The following is a 16,294-nucleotide window of genomic DNA, read 5'->3' as shown; positions in this document are numbered from 1 at the left end:
ACGTACGCGGCACTCCGCCGACCGGGGAAGGCGCCCGCCCCCTCCCGCGCGGGCCGAAAGGCCCCGACCCGCCCGGGCGCCTTCCGCCCCTGGTCGCCGGTCCGCGTACAGGCTTGCGCCGGCCGTCCGGCGGTGGCCCGGCACCGCGCCGCGACGTTCGTCGCCGACCGGCGGGACGGCGGATCACCCGCCGGGCCGGCCGGTGAAGTGGCCCATGCACAAGGCCCCTCATTGTCCTACTCGGAGGTGCCGATGTCTGCGTACCGTCGCGGCCATGCCACCTCTGCTACCGCCCGCCGGCCCACGACGCACTCTCGCCCTGGCCCAGTTGAGCAACTCCGTGGGCGACGGCGCGTACTACGTCACCTCGGCCCTGTACTTCACGCACGTCGTCGGGCTCTCACCCGGCCGCATCGGCCTCGGCCTCACCGCGGCCTGGGCCGTCGGCTCGGTCGTCGGGGTGCCGCTCGGCCGGGTCGCGGACCGCCGGGGCCCGCGCGGCACGGCGGTGCTGCTCGCCCTGGCGACCGGCGCGGCGGTCGCGTCCTTCCTGTTCGTACGGGACTTCCTGCCGTTCCTCACGGCCGCCTGCCTCTACGCCACCGCCCAGTCGGGTCTCGCCGCCGCCCGGCAGGCGCTGCTGGCGGGTCTGGTCGCCAAGGAGGAGCGCACAGGTGCCCTGGCCCACCTTCAGTCGACGCTCAACGCGGGCCTCGCCGTGGGCGCCGCACTCGGCGGGCTCGCGCTGTCCACCGGCACCAGGCGCGCATACCTCGCGGTCTTCGCGGTCGACGCCCTGAGCTTCCTGCTCTGCGCGCTGGTCCTGCTGCGGCTGCCGGCCGTCGCGCCGGTTCCCGCCGCCCGGGACGCGAAGCTCGAAGTCCTGCGGGACCGGCCGTACGCCGTCGTGACCCTCCTCAACACCGTGCTCCTGCTGCGCATGCCGCTGCTCAGCCTCGGCCTGCCCCTGTGGATCACCGAGCGCACCGATGCCCCCGAGTGGCTCGTCTCCGCGCTCTTCCTCCTCAACACCGGTGCCGTGGTCCTCTTCCAGGTCCCCACCGCCCGCTCGGTCACCGGGCTCGACACGGCCGCCCGCGCCATTCGCCGGTCCGGCGCGCTCATGGTCCTCACCTGCGCGACCTTCGCCCTCTCGGCGGGGGCCCCGCCCTGGGGCGCGATCGCCGCCCTGGTCGGCGGCTCGGCCCTCCTGGTCGCCGCCGAGATGCTCCAGTCGGCCGGTTCCTGGCAGCTCGGCTTCGACCTGGCACCGGTCGGGCGCGTCGGCGAGTACCAGGGCTTCTTCGGCACCGGCGTCACCGTCGCCCGTACGCTCGGACCCCTGGTGCTCACCGCGCTCCTCATGGGGATGGGCGCGGCGGGCTGGTTCCTGCTCGGGACGCTGTTCCTCCTGGCCTCGTGCGCGCTGGGGCCGGCGGCGCGGTGGGCGGCCGGAACGCGCCGGGAGCCGACCTCCGCGTTCCCCTCCGCGCAGGCCTTCTGAGCCCGGAGCCGGAGGCGGCTGGGCGGCTGGGCGGCTGGGCGGCTGGGCGGCTGGGCGGCTGGGCGGCTGGGCGGCTGGGAGAACGGCTACCGGGCGCGCGGTGCCGACTCGGCGTGCGCCGCCTCGATCAGGGCCTGGTGCGCCTCCCGCCGGGCGCACTCCGGTTCGTCCGCCTCCAGGCGCGTGCTCTGCCCGTCGGGTGCCGTCAGACGTGCGGGGTCGTGGTCGGGAACCTCGGAGCGGCCGGTAGGGCGGGCTCCGAGGACGTGACGGGGGCGGCGCGGAAGCAGGCCGCCTGGGTCCGGAGCGCCGCGGCGAGGCTGCCGCAGGCCGCGACGCCCGGCGGTCCGTCCCCGGCGGTCCGTCCCCGGCGGTCCGTCCCCGGCGGTCCGTCCCCGGCGGTCCGTCCCCGGCGGTCCGGTCGAGCGGCTGCCCGCGCTCGACCGGCCACGTGCGCCGCTCGGACACGTGCGGCGCTCGGACACGTGCGGCGCTCGGACACGTGCGGCGCTCGGACACGTGCGGCGCTCGGACACCGCGCGGCTCGCAGCGGGGCCCGCACCGCGCGTCAGCCGGTCTCTTCGGCCGCTCCCCGGCCTGTGGACGCGGCCTGAGTGGTCCCGCCCCGTCACCCACCCCCAAGACCGCGCGGGTCAGGCGGTGGCGCCGGGGCCGGGCGGGATGTGGACGGTCATGATCAAGTGGCAGGTCTCCGTGCCGGCGCCGCGGTAGGTGTGGGCGGCGTCGCCGTCGAAGGTGGCGGTCTGTCCGGCTTCGACGGGATGCTCGGTGCCGTCGACGACCAGGGTCATCCGGCCGGAAGTGACGCTGACGGTCTCCACGACGCCGGCCTGGTGGGGGTGGCTGGGATACTCCTCGCCCGGTTCCAGGCGCCAGCGCCAGACCTCGACCGGGGCGGGACCGGAGGTCGTGAGCATGAGCCGGGCCTCGCTGCCCTTGGCTCCGGTCCACAGCGGTATCACGGCGTCGGCGGCCACGACGCGGACGCGGCCTTCGGCCGGCCCCTCCATCAGGGCGGACACCGAGACGCCGAGGGTGTCGGCCAGCCGGACCAGGGTGGAGAAGTTCGGGTTGCCCTGGGCCTTCTCCAGCCCGACCAGGGCGCCCTTGCTGACCCGGGCGCGCTGGCCGAGTTCGTCCAGGGACAGGCCCGCGCGCTTGCGGGCCGCCCTGACGTTGTGCGCGAGCGTCCGCAGGGCTGCCTCTGTCTCGGCCATCCGATCACCATCCTCACCAGTGGACCACTTCACTGAACCGCCCGGTCGTTTGGTTGACACAGGACGGTCGATTCGTTGTACGGTTTGGTCGTTCCATTGAAATAGTAAGGGATGTACATACCGTGATCGCTCTGCTGCTGGCCCTGGGCAGCTCCCTTGCCTACGGATGCGCCGACTTCCTCGGCGGCCTCGGCGCCCGCAAGGCCCACGTCCTGCGCACCGTGATGATCGCGGCCCCGGCCTCGCTCGCGGTCGAGCTGCTGCTGTGGCCGTTCCTCGGCGCCTCGTTCAGCTCCGGCGCCCTCGCCTGGGGCGCCGCGTCCGGCGTCGCCTCGGCCGCCGCGTTCGCCCTGCTGTACCGCACCCTGGCGATCGGCCCGATGAACATCCTCTCCCCCGTCACCGCGCTGGTGTCCGCCATGCTGCCCGTCGGCGTGGGCCTCCTCCAGGGCGAGCGCCTGGGCGCCGCCGGTCTGGTCGGGCTGCCGCTCGCGCTGGCCGCGGTGGTGCTGGTCAGCGCCGGACACGGCGCCGGCTCGGCCCGCCCGTCCCGTACGGCGCTGCTGCTGGCCTTGGGCGCGGGCGCCGCCATCGCCCTCCAACTGGTCTGCCTGCACCAGGCGCCGTCCGACAGCGGCGTGGCCCCGCTGATCATCGGCCGGGCGGTCTCCTCGGCCGTCACGCTGGCCGCGGCCGGGCTGATGCACCGCAGGCTCGGGCCGGAGAAGCCCGCGTACGCGATATCGGCGACCGCCGGCGCGCTGGACTCGGTGGCGAACCTGCTGTTCCTGCTCGCCGCCCGCAGCGGGGACCTCGCCGTCGTCGCCGTGATCACCGCCCTCTACCCGGCCGGTACCGTCCTGCTCGCCCGCAGCGTTCTCGCCGAACGCATCCACCGGGGCCAGCTCGTCGGCCTGGGCACCGCCGCCGTCGCCGTCAGCCTCCTCGCCCTCACCTGAGCCATCCCTCACCACCGCACGGCCACTGCACGACCACCGCAAGGAGCACACCGCGTGTTCATCCAACCCTGGGACGCCGGCCTGGACGAAGCCGAATGGCAGACCTGGATCGCCGACGGCCATGATTTCGGCCTCCTGAGCGTCAACGGCCTGCCCGGCCAGGCGCCCCTCGCCGTCCCCACCCACTTCACCTGCGACCCCGGCCACCTCCTGGTCCACCTCGCCCGCCCCAACCCCGTCTGGAAGGCGATCGAGAACGACCCGAACGTCCTGTTCACCGTCTTCGGCGACTACGCCTTCGTCCCCGGCCCCTGGCGCGCCAAGCCGGACACCCCGGCCGCCGACGGCGTTCCCACCAGCTACTACACGACCGTCCAGTTCACCTGCCGCGCGCACATCGTCGACGACCCCGAGGCCAAGGCCGAGCTGCTGCGCCGCCAGATGGCCCACTTCCAGCCCGACGGCGACCACGCCCCCGTCACCGTCGACCAACCCCCCTACGGGCGGCTGCTGCCCGGCATCCGGGGCCTGCGCCTGGAGGTCACCGACGTGAGGGCGAAGTTCAAGTACGACGACCAGAAGCCCGTCGAGCACCGCGCGGCTGTCGCCGGCCGCCTCACCGAACGCGGCCGGGGCCTCGACGTCCCCGCCGCCCTCCAGCAGCGCCGCCGCCTGGACCGCATCGGCCCCTGGAAGCCCCGACCGCCCCGCCCCCGCGCCCCGCACGCACACACGCGTGCACACACCCGCACACACGCAGGAACGGAAACCCCTCCCATGACCGTCTTCCGCCTCGCCCCCGCCGTCGCGGACGCCTTCCCCGACACCCTCATCGCCGTGGTCAGCGCCACCGGCCTGCGCGGCCACGAGCCCTGGCCCGACACCACCGCCGCCGTGGAGGAGTTGGAGCGGCAACTCGCCGCCGGCGCTTGGCAGCCCGCCGACGAGACCGATCCGCGCATCGAGGCGTGGCACGCCGCCTACCGCTCCTTCGGCACCAATCCCCGCCGCATCCGCCCCAGCGTCGACGCGCTCGGCCGACGCCTCGCCAAGAAGGGGTCCCTGCCGCGCATCAACCCGGCCGTCGACTCCTACAACGCCGTCTCCGTCCGTCACGGCCTGCCCGCCGGCGCCTTCGACCTCGACCACGTCACCGGCGACGTCGACATCCGCCACGCGGACGGCACCGAGTCCTTCACCCCGCTCGGCGAACCCGACACCGTCGAGAACCCCAAGCCCGGCGAGATCGTCTACACGGACACCACCGGCGTCCTCACCCGCCACTGGAACCACCGCGACGCCCACCGCACGCGCGTCACCGAGGACTCCGTCCACGTCGCCTTCGCCGTGGAAACCCTCCGCGCCACCCACGACGGCCACCTCCTCAAGAGCGCCGTGAGCGAACTGCGGGACCTCCTCGCGCCGCACGCCGGACGGACCGCCGTGCACTACCTCAGCCCGGCACAGCCGCAGGCCGCCATCTGAGCTCCCGCCACCCGCGGGCACCCGTCGATCCCACCCCCCGCGTCCCGGACCGTGCCCGGGGCGGACCGCGGGTGCCCGGGGAGGCGGCGGGTCAGGGCCGTGGGCGTACGACGGTCAGCCCGCACCGGTACGGCTCGTCGAGCTCGCCGTCGGGGAAGATCCGCGCCAGCGCGGCGCGGTTCGCGTCGAGGAGGCCGGCCCGCTCGACGGGGTCCATGACGGCGAAGTGCGAATGGGTGGCGAGGTTGCGGATGTGCTCCTCGACGGTGACGCGGCGCGCCCACGCGATCTCGCGGGTGGACACCTCGACGGGAAACGGGACGAGCAACTCGGCCACGGTCGTCGGGAAGTCGCGGGTGAAGGGCGCGAGCCGGGCGTCCTCCGCCGCGACCCAGGGGACGCGGAGGTCGGCCTGGTTCCACCACAGGGTCAGCACGCCGTGCGGGCGCAGCACGCGCAGGGCTTCGGGGACGGAGCGGTCCGGGTCGGTCCAGTGCCACGCCTGGGCGTAGGCGATCACGTCGAAGCTGCTGTCGGCGAAGGGCAGGTGGTTCCCCTCGCCTCGTACCAGCGGGATCTCCGGCGCGGCCCGGCGCAGTTCCGCGGCCATACCGGCGCCCGGCTCCAGGGCGACGACCCGGGCGCCGCGATCGCGCAGCAGCCGGGTGGCGATGCCGGTGCCGGCTCCGCAGTCCAGCACGTCGGCTCCGGCCAGCGGTCGGCCGGCGAGCTCCTCCACGGCGTCGAAGAGGGCCGGTGGATAGGCCGGTCGGGCGGCGGCGTACTGCGGGGCGACGGTGTCGAAGGACAGGGCGCGGGCCTGGTTCGCGTGGGATGCCATACCGGTGATCCTTCCGGGTGGAGGGCGGAGTGCCAATGGCGCACGGCAAAAGCGGCGACCGGCACGCGCGGTGGGCGGGCCCGGCGGCACGCGCGGCTGCGGGAGGGCGGGCCGTCTCGTCTGCGGCTCCGAAACCGCTGCGCCTCCGTACCGCTGTCATGGGACGGGGCAGGCATCTTCCGGCCCGTGGTCGGGTGCCGGTCGGACGCTGCGTGCGGGGTGCCGGACGCGACCGCAACGAACGACCGGTCGCCGACGGCTGCGGCTTCCTTCGGTACGCCCGGTGCCGTCACCGGGCAGCGACACGATTCGGTCACCTTGGGTGGACGTTCGATTAACCCGGCGCGACGATCAGCAGGTCAACGCCCCTCCACCAGGCGGTCGCGCTCGGCCCCCGAGGCGTTTCCCCTTGCGCGCGCGGAGGCGCGGACCCGTCCTGAGCTGCCAGAACGATCGTTCGGTAGCCGGTAATCGAACGAGATGTCTGTAAATCGGTGACGAACATGCGCAGCTCCTTCACTTCGTAGAGACTCGGCGGCGATCAGTCGGCAGTACGCAGGCAACTGCTTCCGATTTCCTACGCATTGAAAGGACCTCATCGTGCGTCACCGCATCGCCGCCGTCTCCGCCGCCGCCCTCCTGACCCTGGCGGGCGCCTCCGGCGTCGCGCAGGCCCAGCCCTCCAGCCTGTACGCCCCCTCCGCGGTCGTCCTGACCGTCGCCAAGGGCGGGGTCGAGGGTGAGGCGACCGTCGTGCGGGCCGCCACCCTCAGTTGCGCACCGACCCCCCGGGGCACGCACCCGGACCCGCAGGCCGCCTGCGCCGAACTGGCCGCCGCGGCCGGTGACTTCGGCACGCTCCTGGCCTCCCCCGACCCGGACCGCGTCTGCCCGATGCACTACGACCCCGTCACCGTCACCGTGGACGGTGTCTGGCAGGGCAGCCGGGTCTCCTGGAAGCACACCTTCTCCAACGCGTGCCTCATGTCCGCGACCCTGAACGGCACTTCCCTCTTCGCCTTCTGACGCGTCCGTCCGGACCACCCTGCCCGTGCGTCCGCCCCCGCCCTCTCCCCGGGCGGGGGCGGACGCGCGTTCCCGCGCCGAGGGCACCAGCACGGCGGCCACCCGGTGGCACGGCAGGCGGCACGGGGGCCCGGTGGCGGCCCACGGCCCGACGGTCATGGCCCGGCGGTCACGGTCCGCACCACTTCACGAGCAGGCGAACCAGACTGCGTCGTAAAGACGTTGGCCGACCAAGCGACCTCGCCCGTGCTGCCGCCGAGACCCGGAGGAGCAACGGAACCGGCCCGCGCCCCACGACTACGCCACCACCCTGCCGGCGCTGCCCGGCAGGACGCTTCGCTCCCACCGGGCGCTCGGCCCGGCTTCGCCGGGCCGCCGGATGCCGGTCCCCCGCTCCTCGCCCTCGGCCGGAACGCCCTGTCCGGTCCGGGGGGCCGCGCCCTCGCCTCGCTCGTCCCGGAGGAGAACACGGTACGGCTGCGGGAGCCGCCGTTCCCCTGCTTCCGCGTGCGTCCTCGTCCGACCGCTCACGATCCCCCGCCGCACCCGCCCCCGCCCCCTCCCCCGCATCCGCCGCCTCCGGCGTCGCCTCCGCCGCACGCGCCGGCGTCCCCGAACGCGCCCCAGTCGGCGTACGCACCGCTCCAGGCGGCGCCGGTGCCGTCGCCGTAGGGGCTCTGCCGGGCCTTCCAGGTCTCCGGCGTGACCAGCTCCCGCAACGCGGGATCCCGGGAGGCGGCCAGGCCGTCGAGGGCCACGGCGCCCAGGGGGGTGGCAGCGAGGGTGGTCAAGGCGTCCGTCGGGCGGGAGGGAGCCAGGCACCCGTGTTCGGCGCGCAGGGTGTCGAGCTGCGACTGGACGCGGTACGGCACCTGTGTCCCCACCGGCCTGATGAGCTTGGCCGGTACGGCGGCGACGGCGGACAGGGCCAGGCCGGCCCACCAGCGGTGAGGCGCACCGACGGTGAGCTCGTACACGGTCAGCGTCACCGGGAGCGCCGCCGACCACCACAGCAGGCGCCGGGCGCGGTGCTGCCCGCCCCGCAGGGAGGGGGCGACCAACAGGCCCTCCGCCCGCAGGCGGTCACCGACGGACCGCACCGCGCGGCTCGTGGCGGCGCGGCCGACCAGCTTGCCGAGGCGCTCGGCGCGGGAGACGCCCGCCGCCTCGACGAGCGCCTTCTCGATGCCGTCCGTCGTGTCGGCCGCGTACAGGTCGTCGTGGAGGGTGACCGTGCCGTCCTCGGCGACGGACAGCCGGCCCTCCCGTTTCATCCGGAACAGCACTGTCGTCACGACCCGGCGCGGTCCGCCCGCCAGGAAGGCCAGTTCCTCGGCGGAGAGGTCCTCGCGGACCTTCACGCCGCCCTTCAACGCCGCCGCGATCCTCGCGGCGGCGGCGAGGCGGTACCCGATCGCGCCGGTCGTCAGGATGAGCGCCGCGAGATAGATCCGTTCGTGGAGCATCGTCGTTCCCCCGTAGTCCCCGTTTCCCCAACGGGGTTGTCCCCGGAGCGGGAGATCGGCAAGCCCACCGGCGACGGGCCACCGCGCCGGGTCCCCGGGGGTGGACGACGACGGCCGCCGGGACGACGACCGCCTCCGGGCCAAGAGCCATACGGGGGCGGCGGGCGGGCGCGTCCGGCGCGGTACGGGGTTGCGGTCCCGGGAGACGCCGCGCTTCCCGGCGGCGGTGCGGGCGGCCCCCGGCGCGGGCCCGCGTCTGCGTCTGCGCCCGTGCGGGGTCCTTACGCGCTGTGCACGATCTGGATCAGGTTGCCGCAGGTGTCGTCCAGGACCGCGGTGGTGACCGCGCCCATCTCCAGCGGCTCCTGGGTGAACCGCACCCCGAGCTCGCGCAGCCGGTCGAACTCCGCCCGTACGTCGTCCACGGCGAAAGAGGCGGCCGGGATGCCGTCCTGGGCCAGCGCCTTCTTGTACGGCGGCACCGCGGGATGGCCGGAGGGCTCAAGCAGCAGTTCGGTCCCGTCGGGGTCCTCCGGCGAGACCACGGTCAGCCACCGGTCCGTGCCCAACGGCACGTCGTGCTTCTTCACGAAGCCCAGCACGTCGGTGTAGAAGCGCAGCGCCTTGTCCTGGTCGTCGACGAAGACACTGGTCAGATGGATCTTCATGGGGTGCTCTCCGGGGGATCGGGCCTGAGCCATCGGGTCATGACGCGCTCAAGGGGTTCGGTGTTCAGGTCGTGGAACTTGTAGCGGCCCTGGCGCCTCGAAACGACCAGACCCGCGGACTCCAGTACGGCCAGGTGCTGGCTGATCGCCTGGCGGGACAGCCCCAGACCGTGCTTGGTCACCAGCCGTGCGCAGATCTCGAACAGGGTCTGACCGTCCCGTTCCACCAGTTCGTCGAGGATGCGCCGACGGGTGGGGTCGGCCAGCGCCTTGAAGACATCCTCCGTCATGCCCCCACCATAGGCAAGTATCGACTTGCCTATCAAGTGAACCGCCGCCGTTGCCCGATCGGACGGCGCCGACGCGGCAGGACCGCTGCGCGGGTACGGGTTCCCGCCCTCGACGCGCGCGGAGACGGCGCACGGCGCGGAGCCCGGTCGGGCCGGAGCACCGGGCGGAAGAGGAGCGCGTGACATCCCGCCGGACGGTCGTTGAACCGGACGGTCACGCAGCACGGAGAAGCCCCGGGCGACGAGCACGCGCCCGGGGCTTCGCGCTGCCGCCGCGTCCGGGGCCGGACCGGCCGCTTCGCTCGTTCGATCGGACGGACGGCCGGCCCGCCGGTGACGGGCCGGCCGTCCAGGAGGACGTGGACACGGCCCCGGCGTCCCCCGCGTCGGCCGCGTGACCGCGTCGGCGGTCCGTTCCGCCGGGCCCGCGGCGGCGGTGTGCCTCGCCCGGCGTGCCGGGACGGCCCCCGCCCATGCCTCCCCCCGGCTCGCGGTTCCGGCCGACGACGGCGCTGCGGTCGCCCGCGCCGTGGTGGGGCGGACCGGACCGCCCCCGCCCGGCCCGGTGGCGTCCCGTATCACCGGGCAGGGGTAGTTTCTCCGCCACCATGTCCGGTTTTGTACAGTAGGGGGAGTCTCGCCCGCCCCGGCGCGAGCGTCGGCGGACGGCTCGTAGCGGAGGCCGCCGTCCCGTCCGCCCCCCGTTCGGCATCGGAGCTCCCGAGGTGGTCATGCGGCATCGTCCCAGGGGTGCGGACGGCGATCAGGCGGGGCTGTTCTCCCTCGACGACCTGGCGGCGGCCGGGGGCGGCGACGGGCGGGCAGCGCGGAGCCGCGCCTTCCGGGACTCGCCGGAGGCCCGCAGGATGCTCGACGTGAGCGAGATCCACGCGGAGCCGGCCGCGGCGGCGTCGCACCGCGGCCGGCAGATCATCGCCCGCTTCCCCGGGGCCCGGGTGCTGGAGACGGACTCGCACTGGCGCATCCCCCGGCTGCACGGCGACGAGGGCAACGCCGAGCGCTGGGTGCGGGTCAAGCGCCAGACGCTCGTGCTCGGCGAGCGCTCCTCCCTCACCACGCGGCCCAACGGCAGGTCGGCGGACTGGATCGCGCCCGGGCTCAGCAACGGGTGCGCGATGGCCTGCGCGTACTGCTACGTGCCGCGCCGCAAGGGATACGCCAACCCGATCACCGTCTTCACCAACGTCGAGCAGGTCGTCCGGCACATCACCCGGCACGTCGCCGCGCAGGGCACCAAGCCCGAGCCGAACCAGTGCGATCCGCGGGCGTGGGTCTACGACATCGGTGAGAACGGCGACTGCTCGGTGGACGACCTGATCTGCGACAACACGGCGGATCTGATCGAGGCGTTCCGCCACTGGCCCACGGCCAAGGCGTCCTTCGCGACCAAGTTCGTCAACCCGGACCTGCTGGAGCTGGATCCGCGGGGCCGCACCCGCGTCAGGTTCTCGCTGATGCCGCCCGCCGACTCCCGGACGCTCGACATCCGCACCAGCCCCGTCGAGCGGCGCATCGCCGCCGCGGCGGACTTCCTCGACGCCGGGTACGAGGTCCACTTCAACCTCTCGCCCGTCGTGGTCCGCCCCGGCTGGGAGGAGGACTGGGCCGAGCTGCTGCGGCAACTGGACGACGTGGTGCCGCGCCGGGTCAAGGAGCAGGCGCAGGCCGAGGTCATCATGCTGACCCACAACGACCGCCTGCACGAGGTGAACCTCGGCTGGCACCCGCGCGCCGAGGAACTGCTGTGGCGCCCCGACATCCAGCAGCCCAAGCGGTCCCAGAACGGGGACTGGAACGTCCGCTACCGCAACGCCGTCAAGTCCGCGTCCCTGGAGACCCTGCGCGGGCTGATCGAGGCCCGGGCCCCCTGGCTGCGCGTCCGGTACGCCTTCTGAGCACGGTCGTACCGGCGCCGACCACCGCCCGCGGACCGGCCCCGCCCGGTGGGGCGGCCGGCCGAACCACACGGTCCGGTCGTGGTGGAGCACGGGCCCCGAGGGCGTCACGACCGGCCCTCCTGCCCTGCACCCCCCTTTCACCGCATGCGTGAACCCGGCGGGCCGCATGCCGGAGCGGTGACCGGGCCCCGCCCTTCCTCCCGCAAACGTTCGTTCCGGTGGCGGGGAGGCGGGCGGACGGCTTCGCGGGCATCGGGGTGCGGCTCGCCGGGGGCCACCCCTGGCCGTACTTCCGGAACCGGGAGGGGCGGCCTCCCGCCGCGCGGCTCGGTGCGGTCGGGCCCGGCGGGGAGGGGGCGGGGTCGGGAGTCAGACGGCGTCGGCGGCCGGGCGGATGGTGAAGACCTGGTCCAGGCCGACGATGGCGAGGACGCGCATCAGGTTGGGGGGCACGGCGGCCAGGGCGATGTCGGCGTCGGCTGCCTGGGCGTGCTGGCGGGCGACGAGGAGGGCGGTGATCCCGGTGGAATCGCAGAATTCCAGACCGGACAGATCGATGACCAGGCACTGGCCCCTCTCCAGGGGGAGTTGCTCGACCTGTCGGCGCAAGGCGGTGGACTGGGCGTAGTCGAGTTCGCCGGCCACGTGCAGGACGGGTCCGGTGGCGGTGTCGCGGTGGGTGATGTTCAGCGGACTCATCGTGGGTTGTTCGTTGCCGGGGGGAGGCTGGGGTGGGTGGCGGGGACGCCGAGGGCGAGCAGGGCGGTGTCGTCGTCGAGGCCGTCGCCGAAACTCTTCAGCAGGCCGGTCAGCGCGGTGATCGTTTCCTGGGGGGTGGCGGGGGCTCGGTCGGCGGCGAAGGCGAGCAGGGCGTCTTCGCCGTACAGGTTGCCGCGGTCGGGGCCGGTGCGGGCCTCGGTGAGGCCGTCGGTGTAGAGCAGGAGCGTTTCGCCCGGGGCGAGGGTGGTCTCCGCGGTGCCGATGGGGGCGGTGGGCAGGATGCCGATGAGCAGCCCGCCGGGGGCGGGCAGGAAGTCGGCGCGGCCGTCGGCGCGCAGGACGAGGGCGGGGGGATGGCCGCCGGAAGCGAGGCGGACGGTCGTGTGGCCGAGCTCGGTGGCGGGTTCGACGATGCCGAAGACGCACGTGCAGTAGCGGGGGTCGCCGCCGGCGGCGTACCGCTCGTGCAGGACGGCGTTCAGTGTGGTCAGGGCCGCCGCGGGCTCGGGGTCGTGAAGGGCGGCGGCGCGCAGCGTGTAGCGGGTCAGCGAGGTGAGGGAGGCGGCCTGGGGGCCCTTGCCGCACACGTCGCCGAGGAAGAACGCCCAGCGTTTGCCGTCGAGGGGGAACAGGTCGTAGAAGTCGCCGCCGAGCCGGTCGGCCGAGGCGGTGTGGTAGTAGACGGCCGTCTCCAGCCCGGGTACGTCCGGCAGCGAGGTCGGTACGAGGGACTGCTGGAGCACGGCGAGCGCGTCGGCCAGCCGGGCCCGGTCGGCCTCGGCCTGCCGACGGGCCTCCTCCGCTTCCGCGCGCGCCCGCTCGGCCTCGGCGCGGGCCTGCTCGGCGTCCTGGCGGCGGCGCAGCAGTTCCTCTTCGTAGGCGCGGCGGTCGGAGGCGTCGAAGACGGTGGTGCGGATCAGCAGCGGCTCGCCTTCGCTGCCGTGCTTGACCAGTGAGGAGACCAGCACCGGCAGCCGGCCGCCGCCGGCGGTCTTCATCTCCAGGGCGATGCCGCGCAGCTCGCCCTGCATCCGCAGCAGGGGCGCGAAGTGGGTCTCGTGGTACAGCTTCCCGCCGACGGTGAGCAGGTCGGTGAACCGCTTGCGTCCCACCACGGCCTCCCGTGTGAGGCCGAGCAAGTTCAGCAGCGTGGTGTTGATCTTGGCGATGGTGCCGTCCATCAGGGTGGAGAGGTAGCCGCAGGGAGCCGACTCGTACAGTTCCTCGATGCTGTCCTCCAGCAGTGTGGTGAACGCCACGTCCATGTCCGCGTCGCCCCCGGTGCCGGACGGTTCCGGCTCCTCGTCCACGCGGCACATCACGGCAGGTCCGCCAGGAAGGCGAGGATCGCTTCCGCGGTGGCCTCCGGGGCGCTCAGCTGCGGGCAGTGGCCGGTGGCGTCCAGCGTGACCAGGTGGGAGGAGGGGATCGCGGCGTGGACATAGGCGCCGACCTCGCGCGGCGCGATCACGTCCTGGGAGCACTCCAGCACCAGCGTCGGCACCGTCACGTCCTTCAGGTCGTCGCGGCTGTCGGTCAGGAACGTGGTGCGGGCGAAGACGCGGGCGATGTCGGGGTCGGTGGCGCAGAAGCTGTTGGTCAGTTCCTGGCCCAGCTCCGGCCGATCCGGATTGCCCATGATCACCGGAGCCATCGCGGAGGACCAGCCGAGGTAGTTCGACTCCAGTGACGCGAGCAGCTCGTCGATGTCCTCCGGGCTGAAGCCGCCGCGGTAGCCGTCGTCGTCGATGTAGCAGGGTGAGGGCGCCACCATCACCAGCGCCCCGATCCGCTCCGGGGCCGCCTGCGCCGCCAGGACTCCGACCATGGCGCTGACCGAGTGCCCCACGAACACCGCCCCCTCGAGGTCCAGCTCCTCGCAGACCTCCACCACGTCCTGGGCGTACCCCTGGAGCGAGGAGTACCGCTCCGGGTCCCACGCCGACAGGTCCGATCTGCCGGCACCGACGTAGTCGAACAGCACCACCCGGTACCGCTCCGCCAGTGCCGGCACGATCAGCCGCCACATGTTCTGGTCGCAGCCGAACCCGTGCGCCAGCACCACCACCGGTCCGTCGACGGGGCCGGTGGTCGTCACGTTGTTCCTACGGTGGATGTACATACCCACCATCCTCACATCCGGCCGGAGCCGCCCGACAGGCGGTTCACCACTACCTCACATCCCGCGCGCCCTACGCACCGGCGCGGCCCCTGTCCGGCGCGTCCCCGGCGGGGGCGGCGAGCCCCCGCGGGAAGGCGGATCGCCCGGGGCTGCGGGGCTCGCCCGGGCCCCGGGCTGTCCGGCGGGGGCCCGGGGGCCACCGGGGGGCCGACCGTGCGGGCGGCCCGGAGGGGCGGTTCCCGGCGTTCGCCTTCGGGCGGTGCCGGCTCCCGTTCCCCCGGGGAGCGGGTGGGGGACGGGCCGCAGCAGTTCCCGCTGCCGCTTCTCCGGTCTCCGGAAGCGGCAGCAGCGGGCGCGGCAGGGCGGCCCCGGGCCGCCCTGGGGGCCGGTCGGGCCCTGACGGATCGCGGCGGGCCGCCCTGGGCTCCGGCCCTCGGGAGGGACAGCCGCTCCGCCCCCGTCCTGGAGGGCCCGGCGGCAGGCCCGGGCCGGCGTCCACCGCCCCGTCCACGGCCCGGGCGACCCGGTGGCGCCGCCCTTCACGGCCTCACCGGCGGAACCCCTTCGGGTGGCGCGGGCCGGAACGTCGCCGCAGTACGGCCCGGGGACCGTCAGGACGTCCTGAGCAACACCGCGACGGCCGCGCGCGCATGGCGGGCCGGAGCCGGGTCGCCGGTGATGCCGGCGGTCACGATCGCCCCTTCGGCGAGCAGGAAGACCGGTTCGACCGCCGTCGCCCCGGCAGCGCGGACCCATCCGGCGATCTGGTCGTGGAACGCCCGCTTGTGCGACCGGACCTCGGCGAGGACCGCTTCGGACGACGAGCCGAGTTCGCCGTGGGCGTTGACCCAGGCGCATCCGCGGAAGCCCGGTTCCGCGAACCACTCGGCGAGCCAGTCGAAGACCGCGAGTACGCGCTCGCGAGGCTCCGGGAACTGTTCCACGTGGGCGGCCAGGTCCCCCCTCCACCGCCGATCGCGGCGTCGGAGCACCGCCACCACGAGGTCCTCCTTCGCGGCGAAGAGGCGGTAGATCCGTTTCAGCGGCAGACCGGAGGCCGCCCGGACCTGGTCCATTCCGACCGCCTGGATGCCCCGCTCGTAGAAGAGGCCCTCCGCCGTGTCGAGCAGCGCTTCGCGGTCCAGGCGGGTCTGTTCTTCGGTGATCGGGGCGGGCATCCGGGCTCCTTGACGTAGAGAACGAACGTTCTCTACCTTAGGCCCCACTGATGGAGAACGCCCGTTCTCAACTTGAGGAGGCCGCAGTGCCGGAAGATCGCCCGCCCTATCCGCCCTTCACCCGCGAGACGGCCCTGCGGAAGGTCCAGGCGGCCGAGGACGCGTGGAACACCCGTGACCCCCAACGGGTGGCACTGGCCTACACCCCGGACTCGACGTGGCGGAACCGGGACACGTTCGTCAACGGCCGCGAGGAGATCGTCGCTTTCCTGAAGCGGAAGTGGGGGCGCGAACTGGACTACGCGCTGCGCAAGAGCCTGTGGGGGTTCAGCGGGAACCGGATCGCCGTCCGGTTCCAGTACGAATGGCACGACGCGGGGGGCCAGTGGTGGCGCAGCTACGGCAACGAACTGTGGGAGTTCGACGAGCGCGGCCTCATGCGGCGCCGCGAGGCGAGCATCAACGACGTGGCCATCACGGAAGCCGAGAGGCGCATCCGCGGCCCCCGGCCCACGAGCGAGTACGGGATCGACATCCCGATCCGGTAGGTCCCGTCGCCATGCCGTTCCGGGGTGGTGGACGCGGGCGGTGCGACCGGCCGGGCCCGCCGTGCCCGTGGTCCGCGGGCGGAGAACCGTGCGCTCCGCACCGGCGCGCCCTGTCCCCCGAGGGTCGACGTCGCCTCGCAGACGAGGCCGGCCGCCCGACGGGCGGGCCGGGCACGGCAGCGGCGGCCCGCTGAGGACGGCGTGGCGGGCCCCGCTGAGGACGGCGTGGCGGGCAGCGGGCAGCGGGCAGCGGGCAGCGGGCAGCGGGCAGCGGGCAGCGGGCAGCGGGCAGCGGGCAGCGGGCAGCGGGCAGCGGGCAGCGGGCAGCGG

At 74.2% G+C, this 16,294-nt stretch carries 15 protein-coding genes and 1 pseudogene; 7 read left to right on the top strand and 9 right to left on the bottom strand.

Features of this window, described 5'->3' with window-relative positions:
* Nucleotides 1-274 precede the first annotated feature (274 nt).
* A complete protein-coding gene (locus tag AC07D6_RS26390) occupies nucleotides 275-1,504 on the top strand; it encodes an MFS transporter (protein WP_479048335.1) in 1,230 nt (409 codons plus the stop codon).
* Between the two features lie 653 nt (nucleotides 1,505-2,157).
* Here AC07D6_RS26390 and AC07D6_RS26385 read toward each other — a convergent pair.
* Complete coding sequence (locus tag AC07D6_RS26385) at nucleotides 2,158-2,742, bottom strand: helix-turn-helix domain-containing protein (protein WP_479048333.1); 585 nt, start codon at nucleotides 2,740-2,742, stop codon at nucleotides 2,158-2,160.
* 122 nt (nucleotides 2,743-2,864) lie between these two features.
* Here AC07D6_RS26385 and AC07D6_RS26380 point away from each other — a divergent pair, with 122 nt between their 5' ends.
* The 3 genes and pseudogenes from AC07D6_RS26380 (at nucleotide 2,865) to AC07D6_RS26370 (ending at nucleotide 5,186) form a co-directional block, all read left to right on the top strand.
* Nucleotides 2,865-3,701, top strand: a complete 837-nt coding sequence (locus AC07D6_RS26380) for an EamA family transporter (RefSeq protein ID WP_479048330.1) — start codon at nucleotides 2,865-2,867, stop codon at nucleotides 3,699-3,701.
* 54 nt (nucleotides 3,702-3,755) lie between these two features.
* A pseudogene (locus AC07D6_RS26375) lies at nucleotides 3,756-4,400 on the top strand (FMN-binding negative transcriptional regulator); the annotation flags it as partial.
* Between the two features lie 78 nt (nucleotides 4,401-4,478).
* Nucleotides 4,479-5,186 (top strand): B3/B4 domain-containing protein, encoded by a 708-nt coding sequence (locus AC07D6_RS26370; protein WP_479048547.1) that lies wholly within the window; start codon nucleotides 4,479-4,481, stop codon nucleotides 5,184-5,186.
* A 91-nt stretch (nucleotides 5,187-5,277) separates the two neighbouring features.
* Here AC07D6_RS26370 and AC07D6_RS26365 read toward each other — a convergent pair whose 3' ends face one another.
* Nucleotides 5,278-6,027 carry a class I SAM-dependent methyltransferase gene (locus tag AC07D6_RS26365; protein ID WP_479048327.1) on the bottom strand — a complete coding sequence of 250 codons (750 nt, stop codon included), beginning with the start codon at nucleotides 6,025-6,027 and terminating at the stop codon, nucleotides 5,278-5,280.
* A 600-nt stretch (nucleotides 6,028-6,627) separates the two neighbouring features.
* On the opposite strand from AC07D6_RS26365, the gene AC07D6_RS26360 reads away from it, so the two are divergent.
* Nucleotides 6,628-7,053: a subtilase-type protease inhibitor gene (locus AC07D6_RS26360; RefSeq protein WP_315877538.1), complete on the top strand. Its 426-nt coding sequence runs from the start codon at nucleotides 6,628-6,630 to the stop codon at nucleotides 7,051-7,053.
* A gap of 527 nt (nucleotides 7,054-7,580) precedes the next feature.
* Here AC07D6_RS26360 and AC07D6_RS26355 read toward each other — a convergent pair.
* From AC07D6_RS26355 to AC07D6_RS26345, 3 genes are all read right to left on the bottom strand, one after another.
* A complete protein-coding gene (locus AC07D6_RS26355) occupies nucleotides 7,581-8,519 on the bottom strand; it encodes a TIGR04222 domain-containing membrane protein (protein WP_479048325.1) in 939 nt (312 codons plus the stop codon).
* Between the two features lie 281 nt (nucleotides 8,520-8,800).
* Nucleotides 8,801-9,187: a VOC family protein gene (locus AC07D6_RS26350; RefSeq protein ID WP_479048323.1), complete on the bottom strand. Its 387-nt coding sequence runs from the start codon at nucleotides 9,185-9,187 to the stop codon at nucleotides 8,801-8,803.
* Nucleotides 9,184-9,477: an ArsR/SmtB family transcription factor gene (locus AC07D6_RS26345; RefSeq protein WP_315877541.1), complete on the bottom strand. Its 294-nt coding sequence runs from the start codon at nucleotides 9,475-9,477 to the stop codon at nucleotides 9,184-9,186. The genes AC07D6_RS26350 and AC07D6_RS26345 overlap by 4 nt, the downstream gene beginning before the upstream one ends.
* Before the next feature lie 731 nt (nucleotides 9,478-10,208).
* On the opposite strand from AC07D6_RS26345, the gene AC07D6_RS26340 reads away from it, so the two are divergent.
* A complete protein-coding gene (locus AC07D6_RS26340) occupies nucleotides 10,209-11,393 on the top strand; it encodes a spore photoproduct lyase family protein (protein WP_479048320.1) in 1,185 nt (394 codons plus the stop codon).
* A gap of 372 nt (nucleotides 11,394-11,765) precedes the next feature.
* Here the strand turns inward: AC07D6_RS26340 and AC07D6_RS26335 are convergent, their stop codons facing one another.
* From AC07D6_RS26335 to AC07D6_RS26320, 4 genes are all read right to left on the bottom strand, one after another.
* Complete coding sequence (locus tag AC07D6_RS26335) at nucleotides 11,766-12,095, bottom strand: STAS domain-containing protein (protein ID WP_315877543.1); 330 nt, start codon at nucleotides 12,093-12,095, stop codon at nucleotides 11,766-11,768.
* Nucleotides 12,092-13,435 (bottom strand): PP2C family protein-serine/threonine phosphatase, encoded by a 1,344-nt coding sequence (locus AC07D6_RS26330; RefSeq protein ID WP_315877544.1) that lies wholly within the window; start codon nucleotides 13,433-13,435, stop codon nucleotides 12,092-12,094. The genes AC07D6_RS26335 and AC07D6_RS26330 overlap by 4 nt, the downstream gene beginning before the upstream one ends.
* Nucleotides 13,435-14,238 carry an alpha/beta fold hydrolase gene (locus tag AC07D6_RS26325; RefSeq protein ID WP_479048317.1) on the bottom strand — a complete coding sequence of 268 codons (804 nt, stop codon included), beginning with the start codon at nucleotides 14,236-14,238 and terminating at the stop codon, nucleotides 13,435-13,437. The genes AC07D6_RS26330 and AC07D6_RS26325 overlap by 1 nt, the downstream gene beginning before the upstream one ends.
* A gap of 611 nt (nucleotides 14,239-14,849) precedes the next feature.
* The gene (locus tag AC07D6_RS26320) at nucleotides 14,850-15,416 is read right to left on the bottom strand and encodes a TetR/AcrR family transcriptional regulator (RefSeq protein WP_479048315.1); all 567 of its coding nucleotides are present in this window, start codon (nucleotides 15,414-15,416) and stop codon (nucleotides 14,850-14,852) included.
* Between the two features lie 86 nt (nucleotides 15,417-15,502).
* Here AC07D6_RS26320 and AC07D6_RS26315 point away from each other — a divergent pair, with 86 nt between their 5' ends.
* Nucleotides 15,503-15,964 carry a nuclear transport factor 2 family protein gene (locus AC07D6_RS26315; RefSeq protein ID WP_479048313.1) on the top strand — a complete coding sequence of 154 codons (462 nt, stop codon included), beginning with the start codon at nucleotides 15,503-15,505 and terminating at the stop codon, nucleotides 15,962-15,964.
* Nucleotides 15,965-16,294 lie beyond the last annotated feature (330 nt).

The sequence above is a fragment of the Streptomyces sp. NPDC045287 genome (assembly GCF_056432325.1).
The sequence above is the reverse complement of the archived record's forward strand: the minus strand, read 5'-3'. Positions and strand labels throughout refer to the sequence as shown.